The sequence below is a fragment of the Deltaproteobacteria bacterium genome (assembly GCA_016709225.1).
Classification (GTDB): Bacteria; Myxococcota_A; Polyangia; order Nannocystales; family Nannocystaceae; genus Xiheibacterium; species Xiheibacterium phototrophicum.
In genome coordinates this window covers 318,364-344,021 of sequence record JADJEE010000002.1, presented here as the reverse complement: position 1 = coordinate 344,021, position 25,658 = coordinate 318,364, and the positions used below count along the sequence as shown (strand labels likewise).

The window sequence follows — 25,658 nt, the reverse complement described above, 5'->3', positions numbered from 1 at the left end:
GGCTGTTCGGCTCCGCTCTCGCCTCGTCCCTCGTCGTCCCGCCCCGTCCGCCCGAATCCTGCGGATTCGGTGACAATGTCACCACCGCCTGAGGGTTCTTCGCGCAGGGCTCCCGTTGGCTCCCGTTGGGACGAGGACGGCGAGAGCGGAGGAGATCTCTTCGTGGAACTTGCGGCTGATTTGGATTCCTTCAAACACGGCGGTCCAAGCCGCCGAGTTGGGATGAGCCCCGACCGCGTCGGTCGTTGGGCGAACTTGAGTCCGGAGCGCAGCGCTGGCCAGGCTCCGGCCGGTTCTCGCGATCGCGGCGAGGCGCTCAGCCACTTTTTACTCCAAGCGGTCGCCGGTTTGACGCCGCGACGGGGGATGACCAGCTTGCCGCGAAATGCCGAAGCGAGTCGAAGACCTGTTGCATCCGCCACCGCCGCCGCCACCTCCGCCCCCGGAGCCCCACGCGTCGATCGTGGAGTTGCTCAAGAAGAACCCCACGCTTGCCTACGCCGCCGAGGAGATCATCTCGGAGCTTCGGGCCCGCCTCCCGCTTGTCTTCCGAGGCGGTCGCTCCGTGGCGCACGTGGGCGATGTTCAAGGTGCGCTGGACGAACTCGTCAAGGCCGGAGTGCTCACAGCCGAGTCCGATGGCACGGCGGAGCACTATTACTTCCAGCCGCGCACGAGCACCGCAACGACCAAGCGATGACGGCCGACCGGTCCGCGCGATCGTCTCGCAGACCGACCTCGGCTTCGCGCCGCTTCATCGTCGGCGCGAGCTGAGCAGTTTCAGCCGACCACCGCCTCGACCAGCTCCGCCCGCCTGGCCGACAGGTAACGGCGTTCGACACAAAGCTTGTCGAACGTCTGACGGTCACGCCGTCGGACGTCCTCGAGCTGGAGCACCGCCTCGACCTCGCCCTCCTCGCCGAGCTGGACCTACCGAGGCCCGCGAGCAGCTCGTCGTACCGCGCTCGTGCCACGTCGTGGTCGGGACACCCGTGGTGTTCGCCGTCGAGGATCGTGTGCACCGCGTAGAACGGCTGCCACGTGCCAGATCGCTCGAGGAACTCGACCGCGATCACGACCGGATAGGCGTCGACCGAGAAATCGCGTCGGTAGAACGAGAGGCTTGGCGTGACGAACTGACGAACTCGTCAGCGTCGTCCAGCCCGTCGCAGCACCAGCCGTCGCTGAACGCGGCGGCCTCGTCGAACTTTGCGCTCAGGAGGGCTGCCTCGACGTCGGGCGTCATCCTCCGTTCTACCCGCTTGTCGAGTGGGCGGGCTCCGTACGACGCTGCCCTTCGTGACGGAACAGAACCTGCCCGAGATCTACAACGACATTCTTCCCTTGGGTGACCGGACAGACCGAAGTGGGGAAACGCCGAAGGCGCGGATCGGTGGGTGGATGTACAGCCCAAGGATCTCGCCCTCCTACCTGTTGGCCGCACGACGGTTGATCGGGAACGTCGGCCCGGGCGACGGACCACAGGTCGGGGTCGTCGCGCTCCCGATCGTGTTTCTCCAGCGACATTCCTACGAGCTGGCGCTGAAGGACCTCATCGAGGTGGCCTACGAAATCGAGCGCGGGAGACGGTGGGTGGCCGCAGTCCGTGCCGAGGGACCCGAGGCCAGCGTGGCCGCGGCAAAGCGGCCGGCGCGAGAACACCAGTTCGGGAAGATCCTCGAAGAGCTGAAGGAAGTGCTCCTCGCAATCGGGTTCGACGTGAAGGGCATTCGCGATGAGATGCGAGCGATGGCCGAGCGGCTCACGACCATCGAGGAGGGGCAGCACACGCGCGCTCGGTACGGCGACTTCGCGAAGCCGAAAGAACTGGAGCTTGGGCGCGTTCAACTCGACTTGGAAGATCTCTACCAGCGCGAGTTCTGGGCGCGCGATCAGAGTGACCTCTACGCACGCGACACGCTCTACGCTTGGCTGGGAAGCGAGTCGCTGGCGATTGATTCGGAGTTGTACGCACTCCAGGCCCTGTGACCGGATGCTCAAGCGCAAGAAGCCCGACAGATGAGAAGTTGTGCGACTTACCGATGCGGCATCGCCAGCTTCGATGGTGCGTAGTCCTTGCCCAGTTCGTCGAGCTTCGCCGTCACGTTGGCCAGCTCCGACTTTCCGACTTCACACCCGCCACCGCGGCCCCTCCCCGAACTCAGCCCCTTGCGACGCAAAGCTGATCAGGCAGCATCAACAAGCTGCCTACGAAATCGGGGGAGCGCCAGTGGCGAGAGGCGGAGCCATGAGCGGAGAGACTCGAGCGCATCGACTCTGAGTTGCGCTCGCTCGGCTCGATCCCCTTCACCGTCGCTCGAGAAACGAGAGCCGAACCAAGCCGGCTGCTCGGACCGTGGGCTCCTCACTCATCGGTGGTTCCCTCCGATCCGTTCCTCGGGCATTCTCGTCCGCGGCATGTCCCGCCGACCCGATGACGCGCTCAAGCGCGAACTCCTCGACACCCTGGCTGACCACGGTGGCGCGGCCGGCAACACCAAGATGATCAAGCTGCTCGGGTGGAGCGAGGACCAGTACTGGCGCATCCGCGAGAAGTTGATCGAAGACGGTCTGGTCACCCGCGGCTTCGGTCGCGGAGGCAGCGTCGTGCTCGCGCCGACCACCGTCGTCGCGCCTGCGCCGGTGGCGCCGCTGCCGGTCGCCGCTGTGGTGGTGGCCGCGTCGCCGGAGCCCGTGCGTCCACGCGAGGTCGATCTGTACGCGCCGTGTGTCGAGACGATCCGCAGTGCGTGGTGCCGCGAGCGCAGCCTTCACGACGTCAGAGTCGAGCTCACGGCGATGCAGGGAAGCCGTCGCACCGGTGGTGATTGGACGCGCCCCGATATCGTCGTGCTCAGCATGCGCACGTTCAAGCACTGGCCGGGGAAGTACTACGACCTCTGGACATTCGAGATCAAACCGGCCGGTGAACTCAGCGTGATCGGAGTCTTCGAGGCGGCGGCGCATTCGCGCGCCGCGACGCACTCGTTCTCGCTTTTCCATGTCCCTGAACCATTGCCCGAGAACGACGACATGCTGCAGCGATGCGTCGCGGAGGCGCAGCGGTTTCAGGTCGGTCTCGTGGTGTTCGCCGATCCCGCCGACTTCTCGACGTGGGACTTCTTGGTCGACCCCATTCGACACCAGCCCGATCCCGAGCTGCTCGAGCAGTTCGTCGCGACGCAGCTCTCCAATGACGCGAAGGACACGCTGATCCGCTGGCAGAAGTAGCCGGCGGAGGCGCGGAAGCCGGTGCATGAGCGGCCGACTCGGTCAGCCGACCTCCGCGTGGGTCCGGCGGTCACGGGCCTTCGCGTCTCGCCATAACCGCCTGCTGCTGCTCCCCCAAGCAATTCGGCATGGACTTCTACTGCGACAACATCCTCGCCGAGGTCTGTCACGAGCAGGGGCTCGTGTGCCGCGACGGCGCGTGCATCCAAGAGTGCGGGTATTACGATGCGGCGCTGCAGCACGTGGTCACGTGCGCGGACCTTGGCTATCCCGGCATCTTCGAGTGCGACGGCTCGCGCTGCGGCGTGCCGTAGGGCGCGGATCGGGGCGTCGCGGGGGGCTTGGACAGCGGAGGCGCACAGGAATCGAACCTGCCCAGGATGCTCCTCGCACCCCACACCGGTTTTGAAGACCGGGGACAGCACCAGCTTGTCGAGCACCTCCATGCGGACGCGACCGTGATGCCATCGCTGCGATGGCGATCGGCGGTCGCGTCGTCGGGCGTCACTCGGGGACGCAGCGACCGCACGACATGCGGCCGTCGGGGTCGGCGTAGGCGCGCTCGAACCGCGAGTTCGCGCGGGCCTCGAAGATGAAGTGGTTGAGCTGGCCGTCGCCGCCGAAGACTCCGGCCGGCAGCGGGCGGAAGTCGTAGGTCGACTTCTGCTCGGGGATGCCGATGACCTGCAGCGCGGTGATCCCGGCGCCACCGCCCATGCCGCCCGAGCCGCCACCCATGCCGTCGTCGGTGCCGACCTCGCCAGGCTCGAGCATGGGGTCGTAGGCGAGCTTGGGCGGCATCTCGCCGGCGTTGAACTCCTGCCACTGCATCACGTCGTCCTGGAAGGCGTAGGCGAAGCAGCGGCACTGCCAGATGGTGCTCGACGGCAGCAGCTTGCAGGGCGAGGTCTCGGGCGTGGCGTCGGTGACCATGCCCTGGCCGTCGGTGCCCACGCACGCCGCGGTGGTGACCACGCGGTTGTGGCTGTCGAACGAGAGCATGAACGCGTCTTCGCGCGTCTGCGGGTCGATCTCGTGCAGGCTCTCGCCGAGGTCGTACTGCACCATCGACCACGCACCCTCCTCGTCGAACAGCTTGCCCGGCGGCGGATCCTCGCAGGCGGACGCGACCAGGGAGAAGGCGACGAGGGGGAGCAGGGCGATGCGATGCATGGGTCCGAAGGGGGCGAAGGGAATTGGGGGCCCGGACACGGACGCTAGCACAGCTTGACACCCCCGCGGCCGATGCTTAGCTTGCGCGCGCGGTGACCGCCAAACGCGACTACTACGAGGTCCTCGCCGTTGCTCGAGACGCCGGCGCGGCCGAGATCAAGCGGTCGTACCGCAAGATGGCGATGCAGTTCCACCCCGACCGCAACCCCGGGGATGCGGACGCGGAGGAGCGCTTCAAGGAGGCGGCCGAGGCCTTCGAGGTGCTGAGCGATCCGGAGAAGCGTCGGCTCTACGATCAGTTCGGCCACGAGGGCCCCTCGCGCGCGGGCTTCTCGGGCTTCTCGGGCGCCGACGAAATCTTCAGCCACTTCGGCGACCTGTTCGGCGACCTCTTCGAGAACCTCGGCTTCGGTGGTCGCCGCAGCGGTGGGCCGCAGCGCGGCGGCGACATCAAGGTCGAGCTTCACCTCGGTCTCGGCGACGTAGTCGAGGGTGGCGACCACGACATCGTGGTGCCGCGACGCGATCGCTGCGGCGACTGCGGTGGCACCGGCGCTGCGACCGGCACCTCGCCCGAGACCTGTCGTCAGTGCGGCGGCAACGGCCAGGTCATCCATCGCCAGGGCTTCTTCACGCTGCAGACCACCTGCCCGGTGTGCCGCGGCGAGGGCAAGATCATCGTGCACCCGTGCACCGGCTGCAGCGGCACCGGCGTGGTCGCGCGCGAGTCGACCATCACCGTCGCGGTGCCCGCGGGCGTCGACGATGGCCAGACGCTGCGCATCCAAGGCCGCGGACACCCGGGCGGACGCGGGGGACCGGCGGGCAACCTCTACGTCGTCATCCGCGTCGATCCCGACGAGCGATTCCTGCGCGACGGCTTCGACATCCACAGCCGCGTGAAGGTGTCGATGTTCCAGGCCGCGCTCGGCTGCAAGGTCGAGGCGGACACGCTCGAGGGCAAGGAGACCATCGAGATCGAGCCCGGTGCGCAGCCGGGCTACACCATCACGCGGCGCGGCAAGGGCATCCCGGTGCTCGGCGGTCGCGGCCGCGGCGACCACATGATCCACCTCGAAGTGATCGTGCCCGAGGACCTGAGCGACGAGCACGAGGAGCTGCTGCGCGAGATTGCCGAGGAGCGCGGCGACGCCGTTTCGGCGCCGAGCAAGGGCTTCCTCGGCTTCGGTCGCAAGCGGAAGAAGAAGGGCTAGCGCGCAGCGATGGCGGTTCGTCGTGCCGGGCGGAGGCTGCGCTCGACGCTGCTGCCCACGCTCCTGTTGATCGCCTGCTCGCGGAATCCCGCCACCGGTCGGCTGCAGTTCGCGCTGCCGAGCGACGCCGAGGAGATCGAGCTCGGGCGCTCGGCCGATGCCGAGGTGCACGCCTCGATGCCGAGCTATGACGAGCAGCCGGCCGTCACCGCCCTGGTCGCCGAGGTCGGGGCGCGGCTGTCGGAGCACAGCGAGCGCGCGGGCCTGCCGTGGCGGTACACCGTGCTCGACGAGCCCGCCGTGAACGCGTTCGCGCTGCCGGGTGGCTTCGTCTACGTCACCCGCGGCCTGCTCGCACACCTCGAGAGCACCGACGAGCTCGCGGCCGTGCTGGCCCACGAGACCGGCCACGTGACTGCGCGCCACGGCGTGGTGCAGCTACGCAAGCAGGCCACCGCGCGCCGCAGCGTCGGCATCTTCCGCGTCATCGATCCGAACCTGCAGCACATCGGCGGGTTCGCGGCGCGCACGGCCGGGCTGGCGCTGCTGGCCTACTCGCGCGAGGACGAGCACGAAGCGGACGATCTGGCGATCCGCTACGTCGACGCGGCCGGCTTCCGGCGCGACGCGCTGGTGCGGGTGTTCGCGGTGCTGACGGCGCTGGCGCAGCGCGGCGGCGATCAGACCCCGCAGTGGCTCTCGACCCATCCCGATCCCGCCGAGCGGCAGCAGCGGACCGCCGCGGCGATCCACATCGATCCCGCGGTGCCACCGACGCCCGAGCCCGCGTACCTGCAGACCATCGCCGGCCTCGCATTCGGCGAGGACCCGCGCGACGGCTATCTGCTCGAGAACCTGTTCGTGCACCCGCGCGGCGGCTTCGAGCTCGAGCTGCCCGCGGGCTGGAAGGTGCTGCACGACCGCGAGCAGGTGCTGGCGGTGAGCCCCGACGAGCACGCGCTGTTCATGACGATGCCGACCAAGCACCGCGATCGCGAGGCGGCGCTCGGCGACTTCTTCCGCGACTCGAGCATGACAGGCGGGCAGCGCATCGAGGGCCGCGTCGGCGGGCTGCCGTTCACCTCGCAGTCGTTCGCGATGGTCGGCGACGACGGCGTCAAGCTCATGGGCCTGGTGGCGTTCGTGGATCACTCGGGCCGCGTGATGGCGATGGTCGCGATCGGCCCCGAGCAGGACTGGGGCGCACGTGCCGATCTGCTGGCGCGATCGTTCGCGAGCTTCTCGCCGATCCGCGAGCCGGCCCGCGCCGCGGTCGGCCCCGCGCGCGTCGAGGTCGTCGCGCTGCCGCGCGCGATGACCCTCGACGATGCCGCGCGCGAGCTCGGCGGCATCACCAGCGCCGACGGCCTCGCGCTGCTCAACGGCGTGCAGGCCGGGGTCGCGCTGCCCAGCGGCTACCTGCTCAAGCAGGTGCGCGCGCCGGGCCCGACTCAAGGCCCGGTGAACACGAAGCCGACCACGCCCTGATCCTGGTAGCCGTACATCGCGATCGCGTTGTCGCGCTCGGCCGCGCTGGTCGTGTAGAAGTGATCGTCGCCGCCGGGCGCGTAGAGCCGATAGAGCTCGACCGCGCCGCAGCGATTGTCGGGCGACACGAAGCCGAGCGTCAGCTCCGGCGCAGCGGTGCCCTCGCAATCGATCGACGAGGTCAGGAAGCGACGACCGCCGGTGCCGGGCTTGATGCAGCGGAACAGCGGCAGCAGGCCGTCGACGCCGTCGGGGTAGACGAAGAAGAAGTCCGCGATCTCGAGCGTGAGCCCGGCGGCGGCGACCTCGGCGGGATTGGCGGTGTAGAAGTGGCCGATGCCACCGATCGCCCGCTGCACGCCGACGCGGCAGCCCGGCAGCGGTCCTTGGTCGCACACGCCGTCGCAGTCGTCGTCGACGGCGTTGCACAGCTCCGCCGGCGCCACGCACTGCGGCGCGCACACGTCGGCGCAGCTCATCACGCCGGCAGTGCCGCAGCTGGTCGCGCACGTGCTGCCGTCGGTGCACGCGACCGAGGTCTCGCAGCCGGTCGCAATTGCGTCGTCGCAGTCGGCCCAGCCGAGCTCGCATTCGTCGAGCGCGCACTCGCCTGCGCCGCAGCCTGCGATCGCATGGGGGAGCACGCAGCTGATGCCGCAGCCACCGCAGTTGTCCGGATCGACCTGCAGGTCGGCGCAGAGCTGACCGCACGCGACCTCGGGGCTCTCGCACGAAGGCGGTGGCAATGGATCCTCGCCACCGTCGGTGCCGAGGGTCTCGCTGCCGTCGTCGGTGACACCTGCGGTGGCGTCACCGCTGGCGGTCGTGGCCGCGCCGCTCGAGCCGTCGCCGCCGTCGCCCGGCGTCGCACCGCCGCCGCCGGCACAGCCCGACAGCGCCAGCGCGGGGCCCAACAGCGCCAGCGCGGGGCCCAACAGCGCCAGCGCGGGGCCCAACAGCGCCAGCGCGGGGCCCAGCGCGGCCGCGCGGGTGCGATCAGACCAAGATGCCCGCGAGGTCGTCACTGGTCTCGCCGCCGTTCCAGCCGAAGCTCGGGGTCTCGATGCCCAACGCGCGCAGGATCGTCACGTGGGCCTTCGAGAAGTTGCCGCCGGGGTCGCGCACGTGCACGTTGGGGGCGATCGCCCCGCAGCATCGCCCCGCGAACACGGCGCCCATCTCCGCCACGCTGTGCTGCCAGCCCTCGCCGTACTCCGAGGTGCCGAACACCAGCGCGCGATCCATCAGCGATACGCCGGCCGGATCGACCACCGCCGCCAGCTGATCGAGCAGCGCGCCGAAGGCCTGCATCTGATAGTTCGTGATGTTGCGGACCAGGTCCCACGAGCCGGCGTGGCAGGTCGAGTGCATGTCGTTCTGCGCACCCTGGGCCGCGAACACGTGGGTGCTCGCGGGCGAGGTCAGCATGAACGAGAACACCCGCGACAGCCCGCAGCCGAGCGCGACGCCGAGCAGGTTGCCCATGATCTGCGTCTTGGCGATGAGGTCGGGGGTGTCGGCCGCCGGCGAGGGGCCCTGGCACGGCGTGCTGGTCAGCTCGAGCCGACGCTGGATCTCGTCGAGGTGGGCGAGGTGCTCGTCGACGCGCACGCGGTCGGTTGCACCGAGCTTGGCGCGCAGATCCTTGGCGTCGTCCATGACCGCGTCGAGCAGGCGCGCACGACGGGCCACCGCCGGCAGGTCGGCTGGCACCGCGAACAGCAGGTCGTAGAGCTGCCCGGGATCCATGACGGGCTGGTTGAGCGAGTCGGGGCCGTTGATCGACACCGCGTTCCAGTGGCCGTAGTCATGGAAGCGCGCCGGCGAGGCGCCGAGCACGATGCTGCGGAAGCGCGGCACCGCGCTGCCGTAGAACTCGTCGTGCTTGGCGACGTACTGATCGAGCGAGGGACGCAACGCCGTCAGGGTGTGCGAGCCGTGATCGAAGCCGTCGGGCCGGATGCGATCGCCGGTCATGGCGACCATGAACCCGCGCATGTGGCCGTCTTCCTGGCCCGGCGGGCTGGGCGGGACCTCGGTGTGGGGCGTGAGCCCGGTGGCGACGCTGACCTGATGATTGCCGAGGTGGGCGAGCAGCTCGCTCGGTGTGAAGCCCGCGCCGGTCTGCGCCGGTGTCCACAGATCGGGGTAGCCGGTCTGAGCCTGCAGCGTGCCGTGGCCGGCGTGCCAGGGCATGCCGTTGGCCCAGTAGAACATGCCGAAGATCGGGCCGGCCTCGCTGCCGTCGGCATGGGCGCCGCGATCGTCGAGCATCGCCGAGAGCACCGGGAGGCCCAGCGCGACGGTGGCACCGCCGACGCTGCCGCGCAGCATCGTGCGCCGCGAGAGGAATCGACGGGCCATCACACCCCCCCTTGCGGGCTGGCGGTGCGGAAGCCGTCGTGGACGACCAGCTCCTGCACGAGATCGAGGAAGCGATGATCGGCCTCGCCGAAGCGCCGATCGAGGTCGTCGATCACGGCCTCCTCGTCGTCCGTATCGAGCCGGCCCTGGGCGGCGCGGAACAGCTGCTGCACGATGCAGCGCGAGACCTCGGGTCGGCTCTCGAGCAGCGCGGCGAGCTCGCGACCATCGGCAAGCGGGGTGCCGTCGAGCTCGCCCGAGCTGTCGACCGGCACGCCGTTCTCGAGCTCGCGATGGGCCCCGACCGAGTCGAAGTTCTCGAACAGCAGGCCCGGTGGATCGATGAAGGTGTGGCAGGTGGTGCACGCGGGGTTCTTGCGGTGCTCCTCGAGGATCTCGCGCAGGGTCTCGCCCTCGCCGCTGGGCGGATCGAGCTGCGTGTTCACGTTGGCGGGCGGCGGCGGCACGGTCTGGCACAGCACGCGCTCGCGCACGTACTTGCCGCGGGCGGTCGGTGAGGTCTGGGTCTGCTTGGCGTTCATCGTCAGGAACGCGCCGAGGGTCAGCAGGCCCGCGCGCGGCCCGTCCTCGGGCAGCTCGACCGGTACGAAGGTGATGGGCGTCGCACCCGATACATCAAGCTCGTACAGCGCGGCGAGCTCGCTGTTCACGAAGGTGCGGCGGGTGCTGAAGATGCGGCGGATGTCGCCTTGCTCGCGGAACACCGCGTCGGCGACCAGCAGCTCGACCTCGGTGCGCATCGAGTCTGGCATCGTGAGCGAGAAGCTGGGGTAGACCGCGGGGTCGCGCATGACACCGTCGAGGCGGCCGAGATCGAGGAATTGCGCGAAGAACTCCCCGATCGCGTCGTGGGCCCGCTCGTCGGCCAGCATGCGCTCGACCTCGCTGCGGATGCCGTCGGTGGTGTCGAGGTCGCCGCGCTCGGCTGCGGCGAACAGCGCGTCGTCGGGCATGGTGTTCCACAGCAGGTACGACAGTCGCGAGGCCATCTCCCAGCCGTCGTAGCGCAGGCGCTCGGGTGTGGCCGCGTCGGGCTTGCCGATCTCGACGCGGTAGAGGAACCACGGCGATTGCAGCATGCCCGCAACCATCGAGCGCGCACCTTCGATGGCGTCGGGCTCCGCGAGGTCGACCGCGACCTGCAGCCAGCGCGCGTGCTCGTCGTCGGTCAGTGGGCGCCGGAACGCGCGGCGGCCGAAGCTCGCGAGGAACTGCGCTACGCAGCCGTCACCGGGTGCGACCGGCTCGCAGCCCATGAACGCAGCGCGCCGGGTCGGGTCGTCGAAGACCGCGTGGGTGACCGCGTCGGCGGCCTCCTCGTACTGTTGGGTGCCGAGCTCCGACAGCGTCGTCGAGGTCGCACCGATGGCGTAGAAGAGGTACGGATTGGTGTCGGGCTCGACCGGCGTCGGCGGCAGCGGCTCGCCCAACAGATCGACCAAGGTGTGGCGGTACTGCAGCGCGGTCAGGCGCGGCAGCACCAGCGCCCCGGGCACGAACTCGATCGGCGCACCGCCGCTCTCGCCCGCGTCGCCGCTCGAACCGCCGCCCTCGCCCTCGGCGGTGCCGGCCGTCATGTCGCCCGCGTCGCCGTCGCCGTGATCCGCCCGTGCGGGCGCCCCGTCGTAGCAACCCGCGAGCGCGAGCAGCGTGAGTCCCCACGCGCAACGCCGCCATGTTTGCATGGTGCCCATCCCCGCCCACGATGCTGCCAACCGCCCGCGCGGGTGACCAGCGCGGGGCTCAGGCGCTACGTAGATCGGGCGTCAACCCCCGAAGGACCGCGTCCAAGGGCGGCATCGTGGGCTTGGCCGTCGCGGGCTCGGGCGCGCGGCCCGGGCCGCCGCCCTCGCCGACGGGCGCGATCCCGGCCCACGGCCGGTGCCGAGCGGTCGCCGCATCGGCCGTCGCTCGCGAGCCGTTTTTCGGCGCACGATCGACTCCTTGGTGGTCGTGACCCGCTTGGCCCCGCGTGATCCCGCGACCGACAACGTGCAGGTACTGCCGTGGTCGGGGGACGATCGCGAGCTGCTGCCGCTGTTGCAGCGCGGCGGAGCCACCGCGGCCGCGATGATCTACGACCGCTTCGGCGCCGACGTGCACCGTGCGATCGGCCGCTGCCTGGGGCCCGACGTCGAGCGCGACGACGTGGTGCACGACGCGTTCGTGCAGATCCTCCGTGGCGTCGGCAAGCTTCGCGATCCCGCCGCGCTGCGCGGATGGGTCGCTGCGGTCGCGGTCAACACCGCGCGCTCCGAGCTGCGACGGCGCCGGCTGCGACGGCTGTTGTGGTCGAGCGAGCCGGTGCCGGAGCCCGCGGCCAAGCCGGTCGATCCCGAAGCCCGCGATCTGCTGCGACGGATCTACGCGCGCCTCGATCGCCTCGGCACGACCGAGCGCGTGGCGTTCGTGCTGCGGTTCGTCGAGCGCCACCAGCTCGCCGAGGTCGCGCGGCTGATGGATTGCTCGCTGGCGACCGCCAAGCGACGCATCGCCCGCGCGAGCGCCCGCTTTGCCGAGCTCGCCGCTGACGACCCCGAGCTCGCGGCGCGCTTCCGGGGGGCCCCATGAGCGATCGGCACGATGCAACCATGGTCGATCTCGAGGCGGTGAGTGGCTTCGTGGCGGAGCATTTCGACGCTGCGGTCGATCGTCGTCGCGCGCTCGAGCAGCGCGCGCGCTTGGTCGCGGCCAGCGATCAGGTCGGGCCGCGCCGCATGGCAACGTGGTGGGTGCCGCTGTCGCTGTGTGCGGCGGCCCTGGTCGCGTGGTGGGCGTGGTCGGCGTGGCTGCGGGTCGACGACGTGGCCACCACCAGCCCGGCGACGCCGAGCCTCGCGCGGGCCGGCGAGTGGCTGCAGGCGCCCGCGCACGGCGACGCGGCGCTGTCGGTGGGCGCGGGCGCCAAGCTGTCGCTGCACGACGGCGCGCGCGGTCGCGTCGCGCAGGCCGACGCCGAGCAGGTCGCGATCGTGCTCGAGGAGGGCCGCATCGAGGCCGAGGTCGACCCCGCCGCCCAGCGTGCGGTGACGATCGAAGCCGGTCCGCATCGGGTGGCGGTGGTCGGCACCGTGTTCACGGTGCAGTGGCAACCCGCCGAGGGCGGACTCTCGGTGATCGTGACCCGCGGTCGCGTCGAGGTGCACACACCGGCGAGCAGCGCCCCGATTGCCGTCGACGCCGGGCGGCGGCTGCAGGTCACGCGCGACGGTGCGGTCTCGTTGACCTCGACGACGAGCGTGCCGGCGGCCGTCGACGACGAACCCGAGCCACCGATCGAGCTGGTGCCCGACGCGTCGCCGGTGCGACCCAACCCCGACGCGCCGCGGGTCCGACCGAGCGCGCGCACCCGCGACGAGGAGCCGGCGCCGAGCTGGCGGGCGCTCGCAGACGACGGCCGCTATCGCGAGGCGCTCGCGGCCGTCGAGGCCGCGGGCTTCGATGCCGCGATCGCGGCGTGGCCGGTCGCCAGCCTCGAGCAGCTCGGCGATGCTGCGCGGCTCGCCGGCGCGCCGGCGCGCGCGGACGCGGTGTACCGGGCCATCCGCAAGCGCTTCGCCGGCACCACCGCGGCCGCCCGCGCGGCGTTCCAGCTCGGTCGTCAGGCGGCCGACGCCAAGCGCGAGCCCCAGGCCGCTGTGCGTTGGCTGCGAACCTACCTGGAGGAGGCACCGCAGGGCAGCTTCGCCAAGCTCGCGCGGGGGCGCCTCATCGGCGCGCTGATCGACGCCGGTGATCGCAGCGGCGCCCGCGAGGCCGCGCGCATCTACCTCGACGCCTATCCCGACGGCCCCCATGCGAAGATGGCGGCGGCCCTGCTCGACAGCCCCTGAGAAGGGGGCCCGCGAGGGGACGACCGCCGACGCCGATGATCCTCGCGGCCGCAGCCAGCCGATGGTTCGCATGCCTGTTCGCGGCGGCGCAGCCGGTCGTCGTCGAAGTCCCGCCCGCGACGGTGATCGAAGCGTCGCCCGACGCCAGCGCGGCCGCGGTGACGCCGCGTGCGTCCGCACCGATCCTGTTGTGGTCCGACCCCGCGCCGCCCGACGCCGCTGCGGCTTGGGGGGCTCGCCTGCGCCGCGTGCAGGCCGAGCTCGAGCTGCTCGGCCTCGCGACCGTGGTGGTACCGGCGGGTGCGTCGGCATCGACCGAGCTCGCGGCGCAGCTGCAGCAGCACGGTGCCCAGCTGGCGATCTGGGTCGCCGGCGATCGTGATCGTGCGGAGCTGTGGCGGCTCGATGGTCGACGGCTCGAGCAGATCGCGATCGTCACGGGGGACGAGGACGACGGCACCTTCGCGGTACGTTGTGCCGAGGTCGCCAGCGCGTTGTCGCTGCCGGTCGCGCATCCCCAGGTGCAGCCGCTGCCGCGCGCCGAGCCGATCGTGCCCGCGCCCGCGCCGATACCTCCGCCGCCGCGCGCGGATCTCCGGCTGTCGCTCGCGCTCGGTGGTGCGTCGCGCGACCTCGGGCTGCTGTTGCTGCCCGGCATCGGCGGTGGGGTCCGGCTCGGGCGACATCGTCGCCTCGGACTCGAGGGCGAGCTGGCCGCGACCGCGCTGCAGGGGCGCGTGCGTGGGCCGGCGGGCGTCGCCCGCGTGGGCTGGTTCGTCGCCCGCGCCCACGTCGGCGTGTGGCCGGTGCCGCGTGCACGGGTCTCGCCGCTCTTCGGGCTGGGCGGTGGCGTGCTGGCCGCGTGGACCCGCGGGCGCGCGAGCGTGCCGTATCGCGGGCGCAGCGATGCGACCGCGGTCGGCGTGGTATCGGCGCTGCTCGACGTCGCGATCCGGGTGGCGCCGCGGCTGCGCGTGCGCGTGGGGGTTCGGGTGGCGATGGCCCTACCGGCGCTGCGCATCGACACCGGCGCGGCGCCGCGGCGTACCGGCTGGCCGCTGGGCGAGGGCGTGCTCGCCTTCGAGTGGCTGCCGTCGCGTCGATGACTCAGCCCATGTACGGGTAGCGCCAGCTGCGGGGCGGCGCGAAGGTCTCCTTGATCGTGCGCGGCGAGAGCCAGCGGATCAGGTTCCACATCGAGCCGGCTTTGTCGTTGGTGCCCGAGGCCCGCGCGCCGCCGAACGGCTGCTGCCCCACGACCGCGCCGGTGGGCTTGTCGTTGACATAGAAGTTGCCCGCGGCCTCGCGCAGCGCCGCGGTCGCCTGCGCCACCGCGTCGCGATCGTGGGCGAACACCGCTCCGGTCAGGGCGTAGGGGCTGGTGCCGTCGACCAGCGCCAGCACCTCGCCGAAGCGTGTGCGGGAATCGCCGGCGTCGTCCCAGACGTGGATCGTGAGCACGGGCCCGAACAGCTCCTCGCACATCGTGCGGTACTTCGGATTGCGCGCGACGATCACCGTGGGGTGGATGAACCAACCTTCGGCGTCGTCGTGGCGGCCGCCGAGGACCTCGTCGATGTCACCGTCGGGGCCGCGCTTGCCGATCGCTTCGTCGATGGCACCGGCGAGCTTGGCGTGGCTGCGGCCGTCGATGACTGCGCCCATGAAGTTGCGGAAGTCGGTGACGTCGCCCACGCCGACCTCCGCGAGCATGTCGCCCAGGCGCTGCCGCACCGCCGGCCACAGCGAGCGCGGCACGTAGGCGCGCGAGGCCGCCGAGCACTTCTGGCCCTGGTACTCGAACGCGCCGCGCAGCAGCGCGACGGCAACCTCGTCGACATCCGCGCTGGGGTGCACGAGCACGAAGTCCTTGCCACCGGTCTCGCCGACCAGACGCGGGTACTGGGGGTAGCTCGCGATGCGGTCGCCCACGCGTCGCCACAGCGCCTGGAAGGTGTCGGTGCTGCCGGTGAAGTGCACGCCGCCCAGCTCGGTGCTGTCCAGCACCGGATCGCCGACCGCGGCGCCGGGGCCGGGTACGAAGTTGATGACGCCCGGCGGCAACCCGGCGTCCTCCAACAGCGACATGATGACCGCGCCCGATCGCACCGCGGTCGAGGCCGGCTTCCACACCACCGTGTTGCCGCACAGCGCCGGCGCGGTCGGCAGGTTGCCGGCGATCGAGGTGAAGTTGAACGGCGTCAGCGCGAACACGAAGCCGTCGAGCGGTCGGTAGTCGACGCGGTTCCACACCCCGGCCGGCGAGATCGGCTGCTCGGCGAGGATGCGGGTGTAGAACTCCACATTGAACGTGAAGAAGTCGATCAGCTCGCAGGCCGCGTCGATCTCGGCCTGGTGGGCGGTCTTCGACTGCCCCAGCATGGTCGCGGCGTTGAGCTCGTCGCGGTAGCGCTCGCGCAGCAACGTCGCCGCGCGCAGGAAGATCGCGGCGCGTTCCTCCCACGGCAACGCGGCCCATCCGGGCTTGGCACGGCGCGCCGCTGCGATCGCCGCGTCGACCTCGTCGCGACCGGCCTGGTGGAACACGCCGAGCACCTGGCGCTTCGCGTGGGGTGCGGTGATCGGTGCGGTGCGACCGGTACGGACGTCGCGGCCGTCGATGCGCGGTGCGATCTCCACCGGCGTCGCCAGCTGTCGCGTCAGCTCGGCCTGCAGCCGCTCGCGCTCGCGGGAGCCGGGTGCGTAGTCGCGTACCGGCTCGTTGACGGCCTTGGGGACCTCGAAGCATGCGCTGGTCATGGTGTGCTCCTTGCGTGGCATCGGGCCCGTCGTCGCGCAGATGCGACGACGAGCGCGAGGAAGAGGGGGGCGAGTGGCCGGGTGGGGCCGTCGATGGCACAGCCGCGTGACCGCGGCGTCGCCAAGGGTGGCGGTGCGGTCTCGATGCGCGGCGGCTCGACCGCGGGGCGCTCGCCGGGATCGGCCTGCGGGCGCTGCGGCTCGCTGCCGCCGCCGAGCGCCGCGAGGTCCTCGGTCGCCGAGTGGGTCGGTCGCGAGCGCGAACACATGCCGTCGCCGAGCTGGCCGCCAGGGAGCTCGTGGGCGTAGATCAGGTACGAGACGCCGGCCTCGTAGCCGCGGCCGCAGGCCGCCGAATTGCTCGCGGTCCAGATGTCGACCGTGCTGCCGATGGCGCCCTTCCACACCCGCGTGACCTCGAACGAGAAGCGCAGCTTGCCGTTCTCGCGGTGCACGCCGTAGGTGCGGCCCTCGAACACCGCGGCCGCACGTGCGGCCGCCAGCTCGGGCGGTGATGGTGGCGCGCAGCTGCACGCGTGTACCGCCCGCGGCGCGAGCAGGGCGATGCTCGTCGTCAACAGCACGCACGCCACCACGCACGAGCCCCGCTGGGCACGCGTCGATAGCGGGGAGCGCGGTGCACGAGGGCGCATGTCGACGTCGCGGCACGAAGGTAACAGCCCGCAGCACCGTGCGCGCCTCGAGCGAACGCGCACTGCTCGTGCGCTCGCGCAAGCCGCGGTAGCGCCGCTGTCGCGTCCAGGGGCTGGCGAAACCCGCGGGTCTTGTCTACACCCCACGTTCCGACGTGCGCGTCCGCTTGCGGTGCGCCCCCAAGACGATTGCGACGCCCCATGCAGGCGACGCCGACCCGAGGAAGACTGCCATGCTCACCGTCAGCAACGTCTCGAAGACCTACGGCGGCAAGAAACTGTTCGACGACGTCACGACGACCTTCGACGCTGGTCATCGCTACGGCCTGACCGGCGCCAACGGGGCCGGCAAGTCGACGTTCATGAAGATCCTCGCCAGCGAGCTCGAGCCCGACCAGGGCAGCGTGACCCGTCCCGCGCGCAGCCGCCTGTCGATGCTGCACCAGGACCACTACCGCTACGAGAACGAGCGCATCCGCGACGTGGTGGTGATGGGCAACCCGCGGCTGTGGCAGGCCATGCAGGACAAAGAGGTCCTGCTGGCCAAGGGCGGCGAGATGACCGACGACGACGGCATGCGGCTCGCCGATCTCGAGATCATCGTCGGCGAAGAGGACGGCTACAGCGCCGAGACCGAGGCCGAGCGGCTACTCACCGGCCTCGGCATCCCGACCAGCATGTTCGACGAGCCACTCAGCCGCCTCGACAGCGGCATGCGTCTGCGGGTGCTGGTCGCCCAGGCGCTGTTCGGCAACCCCGACATCCTGCTGCTCGACGAGCCCACCAACCACCTCGACATCGACTCGATCCGCTGGCTCGAGGGCTTCCTGCGCGACGACTACAAGGGCGTGCTGGTGGTGATCTCCCACGATCGCCACTTCTTGAACGAGGTCTGCACCCACACCGCCGACGTCGACTACGAGAACATCATCGTCTACCCCGGCGCCTACGACGAGATGCTGCAGCAGAAGGTCGAGTTCCGCATCCAGGCCGAGAAGGGCAACGCCAGCAAGCAGAAGAAGATCCTCGAGCTCAAGGACTTCATCCGCCGCTTCGGCGCCAACGCCAAGAAGGCCAGCCAGGCGCAGTCGCGGCGCCGCGCGATCGACAAGATCGACATGGTCGATCTCAAGCGCTCGAACATCCAGCGCCCGTTCATCCGCTTCGAGGTCAAGCGCCCCAGCGGCAAGCTCGCGCTCGAGGCCGACAAGCTCGGCAAGTCGTTCGACGGCCAGGTCGTGCTCAAGGACGTCACGTTCACGCTCGCACGGGGCGACAAGCTCGCCATCGTCGGCCCCAACGGCATCGGCAAGACCACGCTGTGCCGGATCCTGGCCAAGCAGCTCGAGCCCGATCGCGGCCGCGTCTCACCGGGCCACGAGGTGACCATCGGCTACATGCCGCAGCACCACGAAGAGGGCGTCAGCAAGGAAGACCCCAAGACCGCCTTCGAGTGGCTGTACCAGTGGGACGAGAAGGCCACCGTGCAGGAGATCCGCGGCCTGCTCGGTCGCATGCTGTTCCCCTCGGAGGACGCCGACAAGCCAGTGCGCGCGCTGTCGGGCGGTGAGACGGCGCGCTTGCTCATGAGCAAGCTGACCCTCACGCGCGACAACCTGCTCATCCTCGACGAGCCCACCAACCACCTCGATCTCGAGTCGATCCGCGCGCTCACCGAGGCGCTGCAGAAGTACGAGGGCACGCTGGTGTTCGTCAGCCACGACCAATACATGGTCCAGGACGTGGCGACGTGCGTGCTCGAGCTCAAGGGCGCCGGCGGCTGCGACTTCTTCCCCGGCTCGTTCGAGGATTTCCTCGACAAGACCGGGCGCCGCGCCGTCGGCGTGCACTGACGGCGGTCGCTGACGACGTCAGGCCTTGGTCGAGACCACGCCGAGGCCCATCTTCTTGGTCCACCACAGCAGGCCTACGACCAGCTGGCGGCGGTCGTCGACGAACGACGGCTTCTTGCCCTCGAATGCGTGGCCGACGAACTGGAACGTCCAGCCGACCGTGAACATCGCCGCCGCCAGCGGCAGTCCGACGATGGTCGCGCCGACCGGGATCGACGCCGCGATCAGCGGGATGCCGATGGTGTGACAGGTCTGGTTGACCTTGTTCTGGTGGTCGTCCGCGTACTTGCTCATGAGTCGGGACCACTCGTCGCCGAGCTGGATCATCGCCATGGTGGTTGCTCCCTGGTGGGTGGGTTTGGGCGGGGTTGTCGTGGGTCGGAGATGGGTCTATCGCGGGCTGCCCGGGCGCGGGCGTGGACGCTCGGTCGCGGCCCGTGCGGGGGCCACCGCGGGCATCGCGACGCGCAGCAGTGCGTCGACCAAGGCGGCGACGAAGCGCGCGTCGTCGACCACCGGATCGCCGAGCACGTGGGCGTGCACCGAGCCCTCGAGCATGCCGAACAGCACGAACGCGATCGCCTCGCGATCGCCTTGCACGCGCCAGCGCGCCAGCAAGGCCGCGATGCGGGCCACCAGCGCGCGCTCGCCGGTGGCGGTGATCGCATCGAGCTCACGACACGCGTGGCGACGCTCGGTGAGCACCGCGTGCAGGCCGGGGTCGTCGCGGTGGGCCTCGATCACGAGCTCGACCACCGCCTGCATGCGACGTCGCGCGAGCGCGGCTTCGTTGCCGCCGGCGGGGCGCGGCGCCTCGAGCAGCGCGAGGCTGCGATCGGCCACGAGCGCCAGGCGCTCGCGGGCGAGCTCGAGTAGCGCGGCGTCCTTGCTCTCGAAGTACTGATAGAAGCTGCCGGTCGCGACCTCGGCCCGCGCGGCGATGCTCTTGGCGGTGGCGGCCGCGTAGCCGCGCTCCGAGAACTCGCGTCGCGCCGCGTCGAGCAGCGCGGCGCGGGTACGGACGGCGCGGTCCTGCGAGGGCACGCGGGTGCGGGCGGCGGTCGAAGCCACGACCCGGTTGTGGATCGAAGTGAAACCGACGTCAAGTTCAGTTTTTCGGGGCGCACGAGCGCGCAGCGGCGGACACCAAGCCGGCCGCGCTCGAGGACGCCGGCGCCCGCGATCCGCTACTCGTCGACCGATGGCAGCACGCCGATGCCGAGCGCGGGCGCGTCGGCGTCTGGCGAATGGTCGGGCTCGGGCACCGAAGGCGCTGGCGTGCGCGCGCGCGGTCGCACGACGGCCTCGCGGGTCACCGGCGGCGGCGGATCCTCGACGACCGGTCGATACTCGCTCTCGACGCGATCGAGGTCGTAGCGGATCGGCGTGCCGTCGGGCGCCGTCTCGCGCGAGCTCGGTGCTTCCGGGATCACGATCGGCGCGCGGGGGCTCGGCGCACGCACCAGCTGCGGCGCGGCGGCGGGGGCCTGATTGCGGTGCCACACCGCTTCGAAGCGTGCCTTGGCGTCGAGCACCAGCTGCACGTACTCGAGGCTGCGCGGCGGCAGCCCCTGCGCACGCCAGGCATCGACGTTGCCGGGGCCGGCGTTGTATGCAGCCAACGCCAGCATCGTGTCGCCGTGGTAGCGCTCGAGCAGCGCGTGCAGGTAGTAGGTGCCGGCGGTGATGTTGAACTCGGGATCGTAGGGATTGGCCCGTGCCCATCGCAGCTGCTGGGCCAGGCCCGACGCGGTCGCGGGCATCAGCTGCATCAGGCCGCGTGCACCCGCGGGGCTCTTGGCGCGCAGCTGGAAGCGACTCTCGACCCAGATCACCGCGCGGACGAGATCGGCGTCGACGCCGAAGCGCGTCGAGGCGCGCTCGACCCACGGATCCATGGCGGCGATGCGCTCGCGCTCCTCGAGCGAGTACGGGGTCGCATCGCGTCGCGGTGTGATCGCGTCGGTGCGGCGCACGGTGGTGTGCGTGCCCGACCCGGGCGCGCGTGGGCCGACGCCGCTGCCGAGCACGCAGCCGCCCAGCAGCGCAGTCAGTCCGAACACGAGGGCGCCGCGAGCGGCGCCACGGGGGCGGGATGGGCTGGGGACGATCACTCGATCGCTATAAGAGGATCACCGCGGCGCGGGCCAGTTTTCGTCGAAGCCGAGCCGCCCGCGTTGGGCAATCCGCATGAACCCTCGGGCAGAACGCCCTCGGGTGCCAGGGGCAATCCCAGGACGGTGTCACGGCTCGCGACGCGAAGCCGCGAAGGCGAGCGCCTTGCAGACTACACTGCAAGGTGGGGAGGGGCGACGCGATGCGAACGTGGTGGATCGTGCCGATCACCGTGATCGGTGCCGGCGCATGCGGTGGTGAGGACGACCTCGGTCGCGACACCGCCGGCGAGGTCTCGTCGCTGGGCGGCATCAGTGCGGGGCTGAGCGCCGCCGCGACCGGGATCGGAGAGGCGGGCACCGACGGCAGCACCGTCGGTGTCGACGACGCGACCGCGGGTTCCGACGCCGAGGGCGGCCACGAGCCGGTGTTCGACGTCGGGGGAGCCACCGGCACCACCGGCATGCCGATGGAGTGCGCCGGCGATCAGATGCTCACCGCCAAGGTGCGCGACTTCCAGCAGTCACACCCGGACTTCGAGTACGTCATCGCGGTCGATCCGGGCATCGTGCAGGCGGACCTCGGCGCCGATCTGAAGCCGGTCTACGCGGGCATGCCGACCACGCCCACCACCAACGGTCAGGGCCCGTTCGACCAGTGGTACCGCGACACGCCTGGGGTCAACATGCCGATCGACGTGCCGCTGGTGCTCACGCAGCAACCCGACGGCACCTACACCTTCGACGATCAGGCGTTCTTTCCCATCGACGGCCAGGGCTTCGGCGACGAGGGCACCCCGCACAACTTCCACCTCACGCTCGAGCTGCACACCGAGTTCGTCTACCAGGGCGGCGAGATCTTCAGCTTCACGGGTGACGACGACCTCTTCACCTTCGTGAACGGGAAGCTCGCGATCGATCTCGGCGGCGTGCACGGGGCCATGAACGGCGTGATCGATCTCGACGCGCAGGCGGCCGCGCTCGGCATCACGCCCGGCAACGTGTACGCGCTCGACTTCTTCTTCGCGGAGCGCCACACCAGCGAGTCGCACTTCCGCATCGACACCACCATCGGATGCCTCACCGACGTGCCCGTCGGTTGAAGGCGCGTCGGCGTCCCCGCGCCGCCGCAGCCGCCGAGATCTCGACCGAGAGAAATCCCACGCCCGGGACCTTGCCCGCGTCCCCACGCGAGGAATGTTTGGATTAGGCTGGCCTCGCCCCGATGCGACGTGCCGCCCTCCTTCCGAGCCTGCTCCTGCTGTCCTTCGTGTTGCCGTCCGCCGCCGCCGCGCGGGAGGCCCCGGGATATCACCCGTACCTCCCCAAGGATCACGGCAGTGAGGCGCGCATCCTGACGCTCGACGTGCACGCGTTGCTCGCGTCGCCGCGCCGACACACGCCCGCGCCGCAGCCCGATCTCGCGGTGCTCGATCGCGTCGCCGCCGGTGAGCTGCCCGCCGACGTCGACGGCGAGAACCCTCGGGGTCCAATGCCCGATGGTTGGGTGCAGCGCGGCGGGATGGTGCTGCCACGCGAGATCGACGAAGGGCGCCTGCAGGTGGAGCCCGACACCATCTTCGCGGTCGAAGACATCCCGGGCAACGAGTACCCGCGCAAGCACACCCTCTTTCTCAACTTCAACGGTGGTGAGCTCAAGCCCGGCGCCGACAACTCGACCGAGAACACCTCTGCGCTGGCGCGCGCCGGCAACTACCCGGTGTGGGATCAGGGCCAGCAGAAGGCCATCTCGATCGCGCAGGCGGTGCAGGCCGACTTCGCACCGTTCGGCGTGGCGGTGGTCTACGAGACTCGGCCCGGCGATGTCGCGCCGTACACGATGGAGATGATGGGCGGCGACTGGACCGACACCAACATCGACTCGCCGGCCGGCGGCGTGGCGCCCGGAGCCGATTGCGGCGCGCTGGGCCAGCGTCACGTGGTGTACGCGTTCAACAGCTTCTCGGCGGTGCAGATGGCCAACACCGCCAGCCAGGAGGCCGGCCACGCCTACGGCCTCGATCACACCTTCGACTGCAACTCGGTGATGTCGTACTGCGGTGGTGGCGACGGCAGCTTCCGCACCGAGTGCGCGGGGCTGTGCGAGGCGCAGTGCCAGGGCCCCAACTCGGCCGGCTGCCAGCTGACCCACGAGATGTTCTGTGGCGACGGCAGCCTGCAGCAGAACGACTTCGACGAGATGACGTGGATCTTCGGCGGCAACGAGCCCGACATGGAACCGCCGGTCGCGACCATCGAGTCACCGACCGACGGGCAGGCGTTCGAGGTCGGCGCCGACGTGCAGTTCCGGGCGGTGGTCGACGACAACTACGGCGGCTACGGCTGGAAGTTCGTCTTCTACAAGGATGGCGAGGTCATCTACGATCAGATCGATTTCGATCGCGAGGTCGACGATCAGTACCGTGCGGCGGTGAACCTCGCGGGGCTCGATGCCGGCACCTACGAGCTGCACATCGAGGTCCACGATCAGTTCGCCCACGTCACCGAGGACGTCGTGACGATCCAAGTCGGCGACGCCGCGGGCACCGACGGAGGCACCAACGCCACCGGTGCGGGCACGGATGGCGGCGGCTCGGCGTCGGGCGGCTCGGACGGCGGCGCGGACTCGGGCACCGACGGCGGCAGCGATGGCGCTGCCTCGGACACCGCGATGGGCAGCGGCGACGACGGCTCGGTCGATCGCGGCTGCGGCTGCGATGCGGGCGGCCCGGCCGGCCCGTCGACCGCGGCGGCCTGGCTGCTCGCGGTCGTGGCCGGCACCGCGCGCCGGCGTGCGCGGGCCCGTAGCGGCCGCTAGGAGCCATCGCACGCGCCTTCGGGGCGCCTGCGCAGACCCCGTGGGCCGGTCCGCGGGGCCGGCTCGCAAGGCCGCTTGACCGCCGGCGCCCGATCCATATGCTTCGCACTCCCAAAGCCGACCCCTCGAGCGCGGGTGGTCGGCCCACGAGGTGCGAGGCGCCCTCGAGACAGCGGGAAGGACGAGAAGAGAGTCATGTCGAACTTCGATCAAGCCGTCGTACGCACCGGTGGCAAGCAGTACCGCATCGAGCCCGGCGCCACCGTGCGCGTGGAGAAGCTCGCGGGTGACGTCGGCACCAAGATCGAGCTCGACGACGTGCTGCTCGTGGGCCGCGGCGCCGATGCCCAAGTGGGCACGCCGAAGGTCGCGGGTGCCAAGGTCGTCGGCACCATCGTCGCCCACGGCAAGCACCCCAAGGTCATCGTCTACAAGTTCCGCCGCCGGAAGAACTACCGGCGCAAGCGCGGACATCGTCAGCACTTCACCGAGATCAAGATCGAGGCCATCTCGGCCTAGCGGGCCGCGTACGAGCTTCGCTTCAGGCGACGCAAGAGGAATCCATGGCACACAAAAAGGGACAAGGCTCGATCAAGAACGGCCGCGACAGCAAGGCGCAGTTTCGCGGCGTCAAGAAGTTCGGCGGCCAGCTCGTCACCCCGGGCAACATCTTGGTGCGGCAGGTCGGTGAGACCGTGAAGGCCGGCCCGGGCGTCGGTCGCGGCAAGGACTTCACGCTCTTCGCACTCGTCGAGGGGCACGTTCGTTTCTACAAGCGTGGTCGCGAGCGCACGGCGTTCGTGGCCGTCGACGCTGCGCCCGCTGCGGCCGCGGAGTGAGCAGCCCGTCGCGCAGGCGAGCCCATCGTCGGCTCGCCGCGCGAGCGAGGCGCTCGCCCGATGACATCGAGGTACGCCCGTGAAGTTCGTCGACCTCGTGCGCGTGCACGTGCGTGCCGGCCGTGGTGGCGACGGTGCGGTGGCCTGGCGGCGCGAGAAGTTCGTGCCCAAGGGCGGCCCCGCCGGTGGCGACGGTGGTGATGGCGGCGACGTGGTGTTCGTCGCCGATCCGCACCTCACGACGCTGCTCGATCTGCGCTACCGCCGGCACCTGCACGCGCCCAGCGGCCAGGGCGGCGGCACCCACGACCGCAACGGTCGCGCGGGCGAGGATCTCGTGGTGCGCGTACCGGTCGGCACCGTGGTGGTGCTCGAGCGCGAGGGGCCGGTCGAGTCGGCCGGCGGCCTCGACAGCGAGATGTCCTTCGAGTTCGACGAGGGCGATCTCGACGGAGACGATCCCGATCCCGGCGACGACGAGCCCGACGACGACGATGACGGTGGGCCCTACGACGACGCGCACCGCGGGCCGCGGGTGCCGGAGCCGACGCCGGTGGTGCTGGGCGATCTCTCGACCGCCGGAGCGCGCCTGGTGATCGCCCGTGGCGGCCACGGCGGCCGCGGCAACATCCACTTTCGCACCTCGACCAACCAGGCGCCCGACTTCGCCGAGAAGGGCACGCCGGGCGAGGAGCGGTCGCTGCGGCTCGAGCTCAAGCTGCTCGCCGACATCGGCATCGTCGGCTTTCCCAACGTCGGCAAGTCGACCTTCATCGCCAAGGTCTCGCGTGCGCGTCCGAAGATCGCCGACTACCCGTTCACGACCTTGGTGCCGCAGCTCGGCGTGGTCGAGATGGGCGAGGCGCGACAGATGGTCATCGCCGACGTGCCCGGGCTCATCAAGGGCGCCAGCGAGGGCCGTGGGCTCGGGCTGCAGTTCCTGCGACACCTCGAGCGCACGCGCGTGTTGTTGCACATCCTCGCGCCCGATTTCGATCCCGAGCGCGATCTGCTGGCCGATCTCGATGCGCTCGAGGCCGAGCTCGAGCACTACGGCGCGGTGTTCGAGGGCAAGCCACGGGTGGTCGCGCTGAACAAGCTCGACGTGCTCGAGGACGAAGAGGGCAGCGCGCGCGTCGAGGCGCTACGCGCCGCGCTGCGGGAGCGCAACGTGCCGCTGTTCGCGATCTCCGCCCACACCGGCGCCGGCATCCCCGAGTTGCTCGCGGCGCTGTGGCGGCGCATCGAGATGGTCCGCGACCCCGCTCCCGGCTGACCGCGCTTTCGCGTTTTTGGT

At 70.7% G+C, this 25,658-nt stretch carries 25 protein-coding genes and 1 tRNA gene; 15 read left to right on the top strand and 11 right to left on the bottom strand.

What is annotated here, in order from left to right:
* Positions 1–463: 463 nt before the first annotated feature.
* The gene (locus IPH07_15660; protein ID MBK6918828.1) at positions 464–700 is read left to right on the top strand and encodes a hypothetical protein; all 237 of its coding nucleotides are present in this window, start codon (positions 464–466) and stop codon (positions 698–700) included.
* A gap of 372 nt (positions 701–1,072) precedes the next feature.
* On the opposite strand, the gene IPH07_15655 is transcribed toward IPH07_15660, so the two are convergent.
* On the bottom strand, positions 1,073–1,246 hold the full coding sequence (locus IPH07_15655) for a hypothetical protein (GenBank protein ID MBK6918827.1): 174 nt from the start codon (positions 1,244–1,246) through the stop codon (positions 1,073–1,075).
* A gap of 53 nt (positions 1,247–1,299) precedes the next feature.
* On the opposite strand from IPH07_15655, the gene IPH07_15650 reads away from it, so the two are divergent.
* From IPH07_15650 to IPH07_15640, 3 genes are all read left to right on the top strand, one after another.
* Entirely contained in the window at positions 1,300–1,989 is a 690-nt protein-coding gene (locus IPH07_15650; GenBank protein MBK6918826.1) for a hypothetical protein, read from the top strand.
* A gap of 429 nt (positions 1,990–2,418) precedes the next feature.
* A complete protein-coding gene (locus IPH07_15645; GenBank protein MBK6918825.1) occupies positions 2,419–3,231 on the top strand; it encodes a hypothetical protein in 813 nt (270 codons plus the stop codon).
* 128 nt (positions 3,232–3,359) lie between these two features.
* The gene (locus IPH07_15640) at positions 3,360–3,545 is read left to right on the top strand and encodes a hypothetical protein (GenBank protein MBK6918824.1); all 186 of its coding nucleotides are present in this window, start codon (positions 3,360–3,362) and stop codon (positions 3,543–3,545) included.
* Between the two features lie 34 nt (positions 3,546–3,579).
* Here IPH07_15640 and IPH07_15635 read toward each other — a convergent pair.
* Both IPH07_15635 and IPH07_15630 read right to left on the bottom strand, forming a co-directional pair.
* Positions 3,580–3,675: transfer RNA gene (locus IPH07_15635), tRNA-Sec, on the bottom strand.
* Positions 3,676–3,735: 60 nt separating this feature from the next.
* On the bottom strand, positions 3,736–4,404 hold the full coding sequence (locus IPH07_15630; protein ID MBK6918823.1) for a hypothetical protein: 669 nt from the start codon (positions 4,402–4,404) through the stop codon (positions 3,736–3,738).
* 92 nt (positions 4,405–4,496) lie between these two features.
* On the opposite strand from IPH07_15630, the gene dnaJ reads away from it, so the two are divergent.
* The gene (gene dnaJ, locus IPH07_15625) at positions 4,497–5,618 is read left to right on the top strand and encodes a molecular chaperone DnaJ (protein ID MBK6918822.1); all 1,122 of its coding nucleotides are present in this window, start codon (positions 4,497–4,499) and stop codon (positions 5,616–5,618) included.
* A 9-nt stretch (positions 5,619–5,627) separates the two neighbouring features.
* The gene (locus IPH07_15620; protein MBK6918821.1) at positions 5,628–7,106 is read left to right on the top strand and encodes a M48 family metalloprotease; all 1,479 of its coding nucleotides are present in this window, start codon (positions 5,628–5,630) and stop codon (positions 7,104–7,106) included.
* Here the strand turns inward: IPH07_15620 and IPH07_15615 are convergent.
* From IPH07_15615 to IPH07_15605, 3 genes are read right to left on the bottom strand one after another with little or no spacing between them, the layout of a single operon-like run.
* Positions 7,070–8,131, bottom strand: a complete 1,062-nt coding sequence (locus IPH07_15615) for a hypothetical protein (protein ID MBK6918820.1) — start codon at positions 8,129–8,131, stop codon at positions 7,070–7,072. The two genes, IPH07_15620 and IPH07_15615, sit on opposite strands and share 37 nt — an antisense overlap.
* Complete coding sequence (locus IPH07_15610) at positions 8,103–9,470, bottom strand: DUF1552 domain-containing protein (protein ID MBK6918819.1); 1,368 nt, start codon at positions 9,468–9,470, stop codon at positions 8,103–8,105. The genes IPH07_15615 and IPH07_15610 overlap by 29 nt, the downstream gene beginning before the upstream one ends.
* Positions 9,470–11,185: a DUF1592 domain-containing protein gene (locus IPH07_15605; protein MBK6918818.1), complete on the bottom strand. Its 1,716-nt coding sequence runs from the start codon at positions 11,183–11,185 to the stop codon at positions 9,470–9,472. Before IPH07_15605 ends, IPH07_15610 begins: the two co-directional genes overlap by 1 nt.
* A 259-nt stretch (positions 11,186–11,444) precedes the next feature.
* On the opposite strand from IPH07_15605, the gene IPH07_15600 reads away from it, so the two are divergent.
* Genes IPH07_15600 through IPH07_15590 form a run of 3 tightly spaced genes read left to right on the top strand, consistent with a single transcriptional unit; the run spans position 11,445 to position 14,430 of the window.
* On the top strand, positions 11,445–12,062 hold the full coding sequence (locus tag IPH07_15600) for a sigma-70 family RNA polymerase sigma factor (GenBank protein ID MBK6918817.1): 618 nt from the start codon (positions 11,445–11,447) through the stop codon (positions 12,060–12,062).
* Positions 12,059–13,324, top strand: a complete 1,266-nt coding sequence (locus IPH07_15595) for a FecR domain-containing protein (protein MBK6918816.1) — start codon at positions 12,059–12,061, stop codon at positions 13,322–13,324. The genes IPH07_15600 and IPH07_15595 overlap by 4 nt, the downstream gene beginning before the upstream one ends.
* Before the next feature lie 35 nt (positions 13,325–13,359).
* Complete coding sequence (locus tag IPH07_15590) at positions 13,360–14,430, top strand: hypothetical protein (GenBank protein MBK6918815.1); 1,071 nt, start codon at positions 13,360–13,362, stop codon at positions 14,428–14,430.
* A 1-nt stretch (position 14,431) separates the two neighbouring features.
* Here IPH07_15590 and pruA read toward each other — a convergent pair whose 3' ends face one another.
* Positions 14,432–16,084 (bottom strand): L-glutamate gamma-semialdehyde dehydrogenase, encoded by a 1,653-nt coding sequence (gene pruA / locus IPH07_15585; GenBank protein ID MBK6918814.1) that lies wholly within the window; start codon positions 16,082–16,084, stop codon positions 14,432–14,434.
* Positions 16,081–16,662: a hypothetical protein gene (locus IPH07_15580; GenBank protein ID MBK6918813.1), complete on the bottom strand. Its 582-nt coding sequence runs from the start codon at positions 16,660–16,662 to the stop codon at positions 16,081–16,083. Before IPH07_15580 ends, pruA begins: the two co-directional genes overlap by 4 nt.
* Before the next feature lie 308 nt (positions 16,663–16,970).
* Between IPH07_15580 and IPH07_15575 the strand changes: the two genes are divergently transcribed.
* Positions 16,971–18,590: an ATP-binding cassette domain-containing protein gene (locus tag IPH07_15575; protein MBK6918812.1), complete on the top strand. Its 1,620-nt coding sequence runs from the start codon at positions 16,971–16,973 to the stop codon at positions 18,588–18,590.
* Positions 18,591–18,608: 18 nt separating this feature from the next.
* Here IPH07_15575 and IPH07_15570 read toward each other — a convergent pair whose 3' ends face one another.
* The 3 genes from IPH07_15570 to IPH07_15560 form a co-directional block, all read right to left on the bottom strand.
* The gene (locus IPH07_15570; GenBank protein ID MBK6918811.1) at positions 18,609–18,917 is read right to left on the bottom strand and encodes a DUF962 domain-containing protein; all 309 of its coding nucleotides are present in this window, start codon (positions 18,915–18,917) and stop codon (positions 18,609–18,611) included.
* A 63-nt stretch (positions 18,918–18,980) separates the two neighbouring features.
* A complete protein-coding gene (locus IPH07_15565; protein ID MBK6918810.1) occupies positions 18,981–19,661 on the bottom strand; it encodes a TetR family transcriptional regulator in 681 nt (226 codons plus the stop codon).
* Positions 19,662–19,777: 116 nt separating this feature from the next.
* On the bottom strand, positions 19,778–20,488 hold the full coding sequence (locus IPH07_15560; protein MBK6918809.1) for a lytic transglycosylase domain-containing protein: 711 nt from the start codon (positions 20,486–20,488) through the stop codon (positions 19,778–19,780).
* Positions 20,489–20,907: 419 nt separating this feature from the next.
* On the opposite strand from IPH07_15560, the gene IPH07_15555 reads away from it, so the two are divergent.
* From IPH07_15555 to obgE, 5 genes are all read left to right on the top strand, one after another.
* Positions 20,908–21,807: a fibro-slime domain-containing protein gene (locus IPH07_15555; GenBank protein MBK6918808.1), complete on the top strand. Its 900-nt coding sequence runs from the start codon at positions 20,908–20,910 to the stop codon at positions 21,805–21,807.
* A 122-nt stretch (positions 21,808–21,929) separates the two neighbouring features.
* Positions 21,930–23,522: a hypothetical protein gene (locus tag IPH07_15550; protein ID MBK6918807.1), complete on the top strand. Its 1,593-nt coding sequence runs from the start codon at positions 21,930–21,932 to the stop codon at positions 23,520–23,522.
* Between the two features lie 195 nt (positions 23,523–23,717).
* Positions 23,718–24,041 carry a 50S ribosomal protein L21 gene (rplU, locus tag IPH07_15545; GenBank protein ID MBK6918806.1) on the top strand — a complete coding sequence of 108 codons (324 nt, stop codon included), beginning with the start codon at positions 23,718–23,720 and terminating at the stop codon, positions 24,039–24,041.
* A 44-nt stretch (positions 24,042–24,085) separates the two neighbouring features.
* On the top strand, positions 24,086–24,361 hold the full coding sequence (gene rpmA / locus IPH07_15540; protein MBK6918805.1) for a 50S ribosomal protein L27: 276 nt from the start codon (positions 24,086–24,088) through the stop codon (positions 24,359–24,361).
* Between the two features lie 79 nt (positions 24,362–24,440).
* Positions 24,441–25,637 carry a GTPase ObgE gene (gene obgE, locus IPH07_15535; protein MBK6918804.1) on the top strand — a complete coding sequence of 399 codons (1,197 nt, stop codon included), beginning with the start codon at positions 24,441–24,443 and terminating at the stop codon, positions 25,635–25,637.
* The last annotated feature ends 21 nt before the right edge of the window (positions 25,638–25,658 follow it).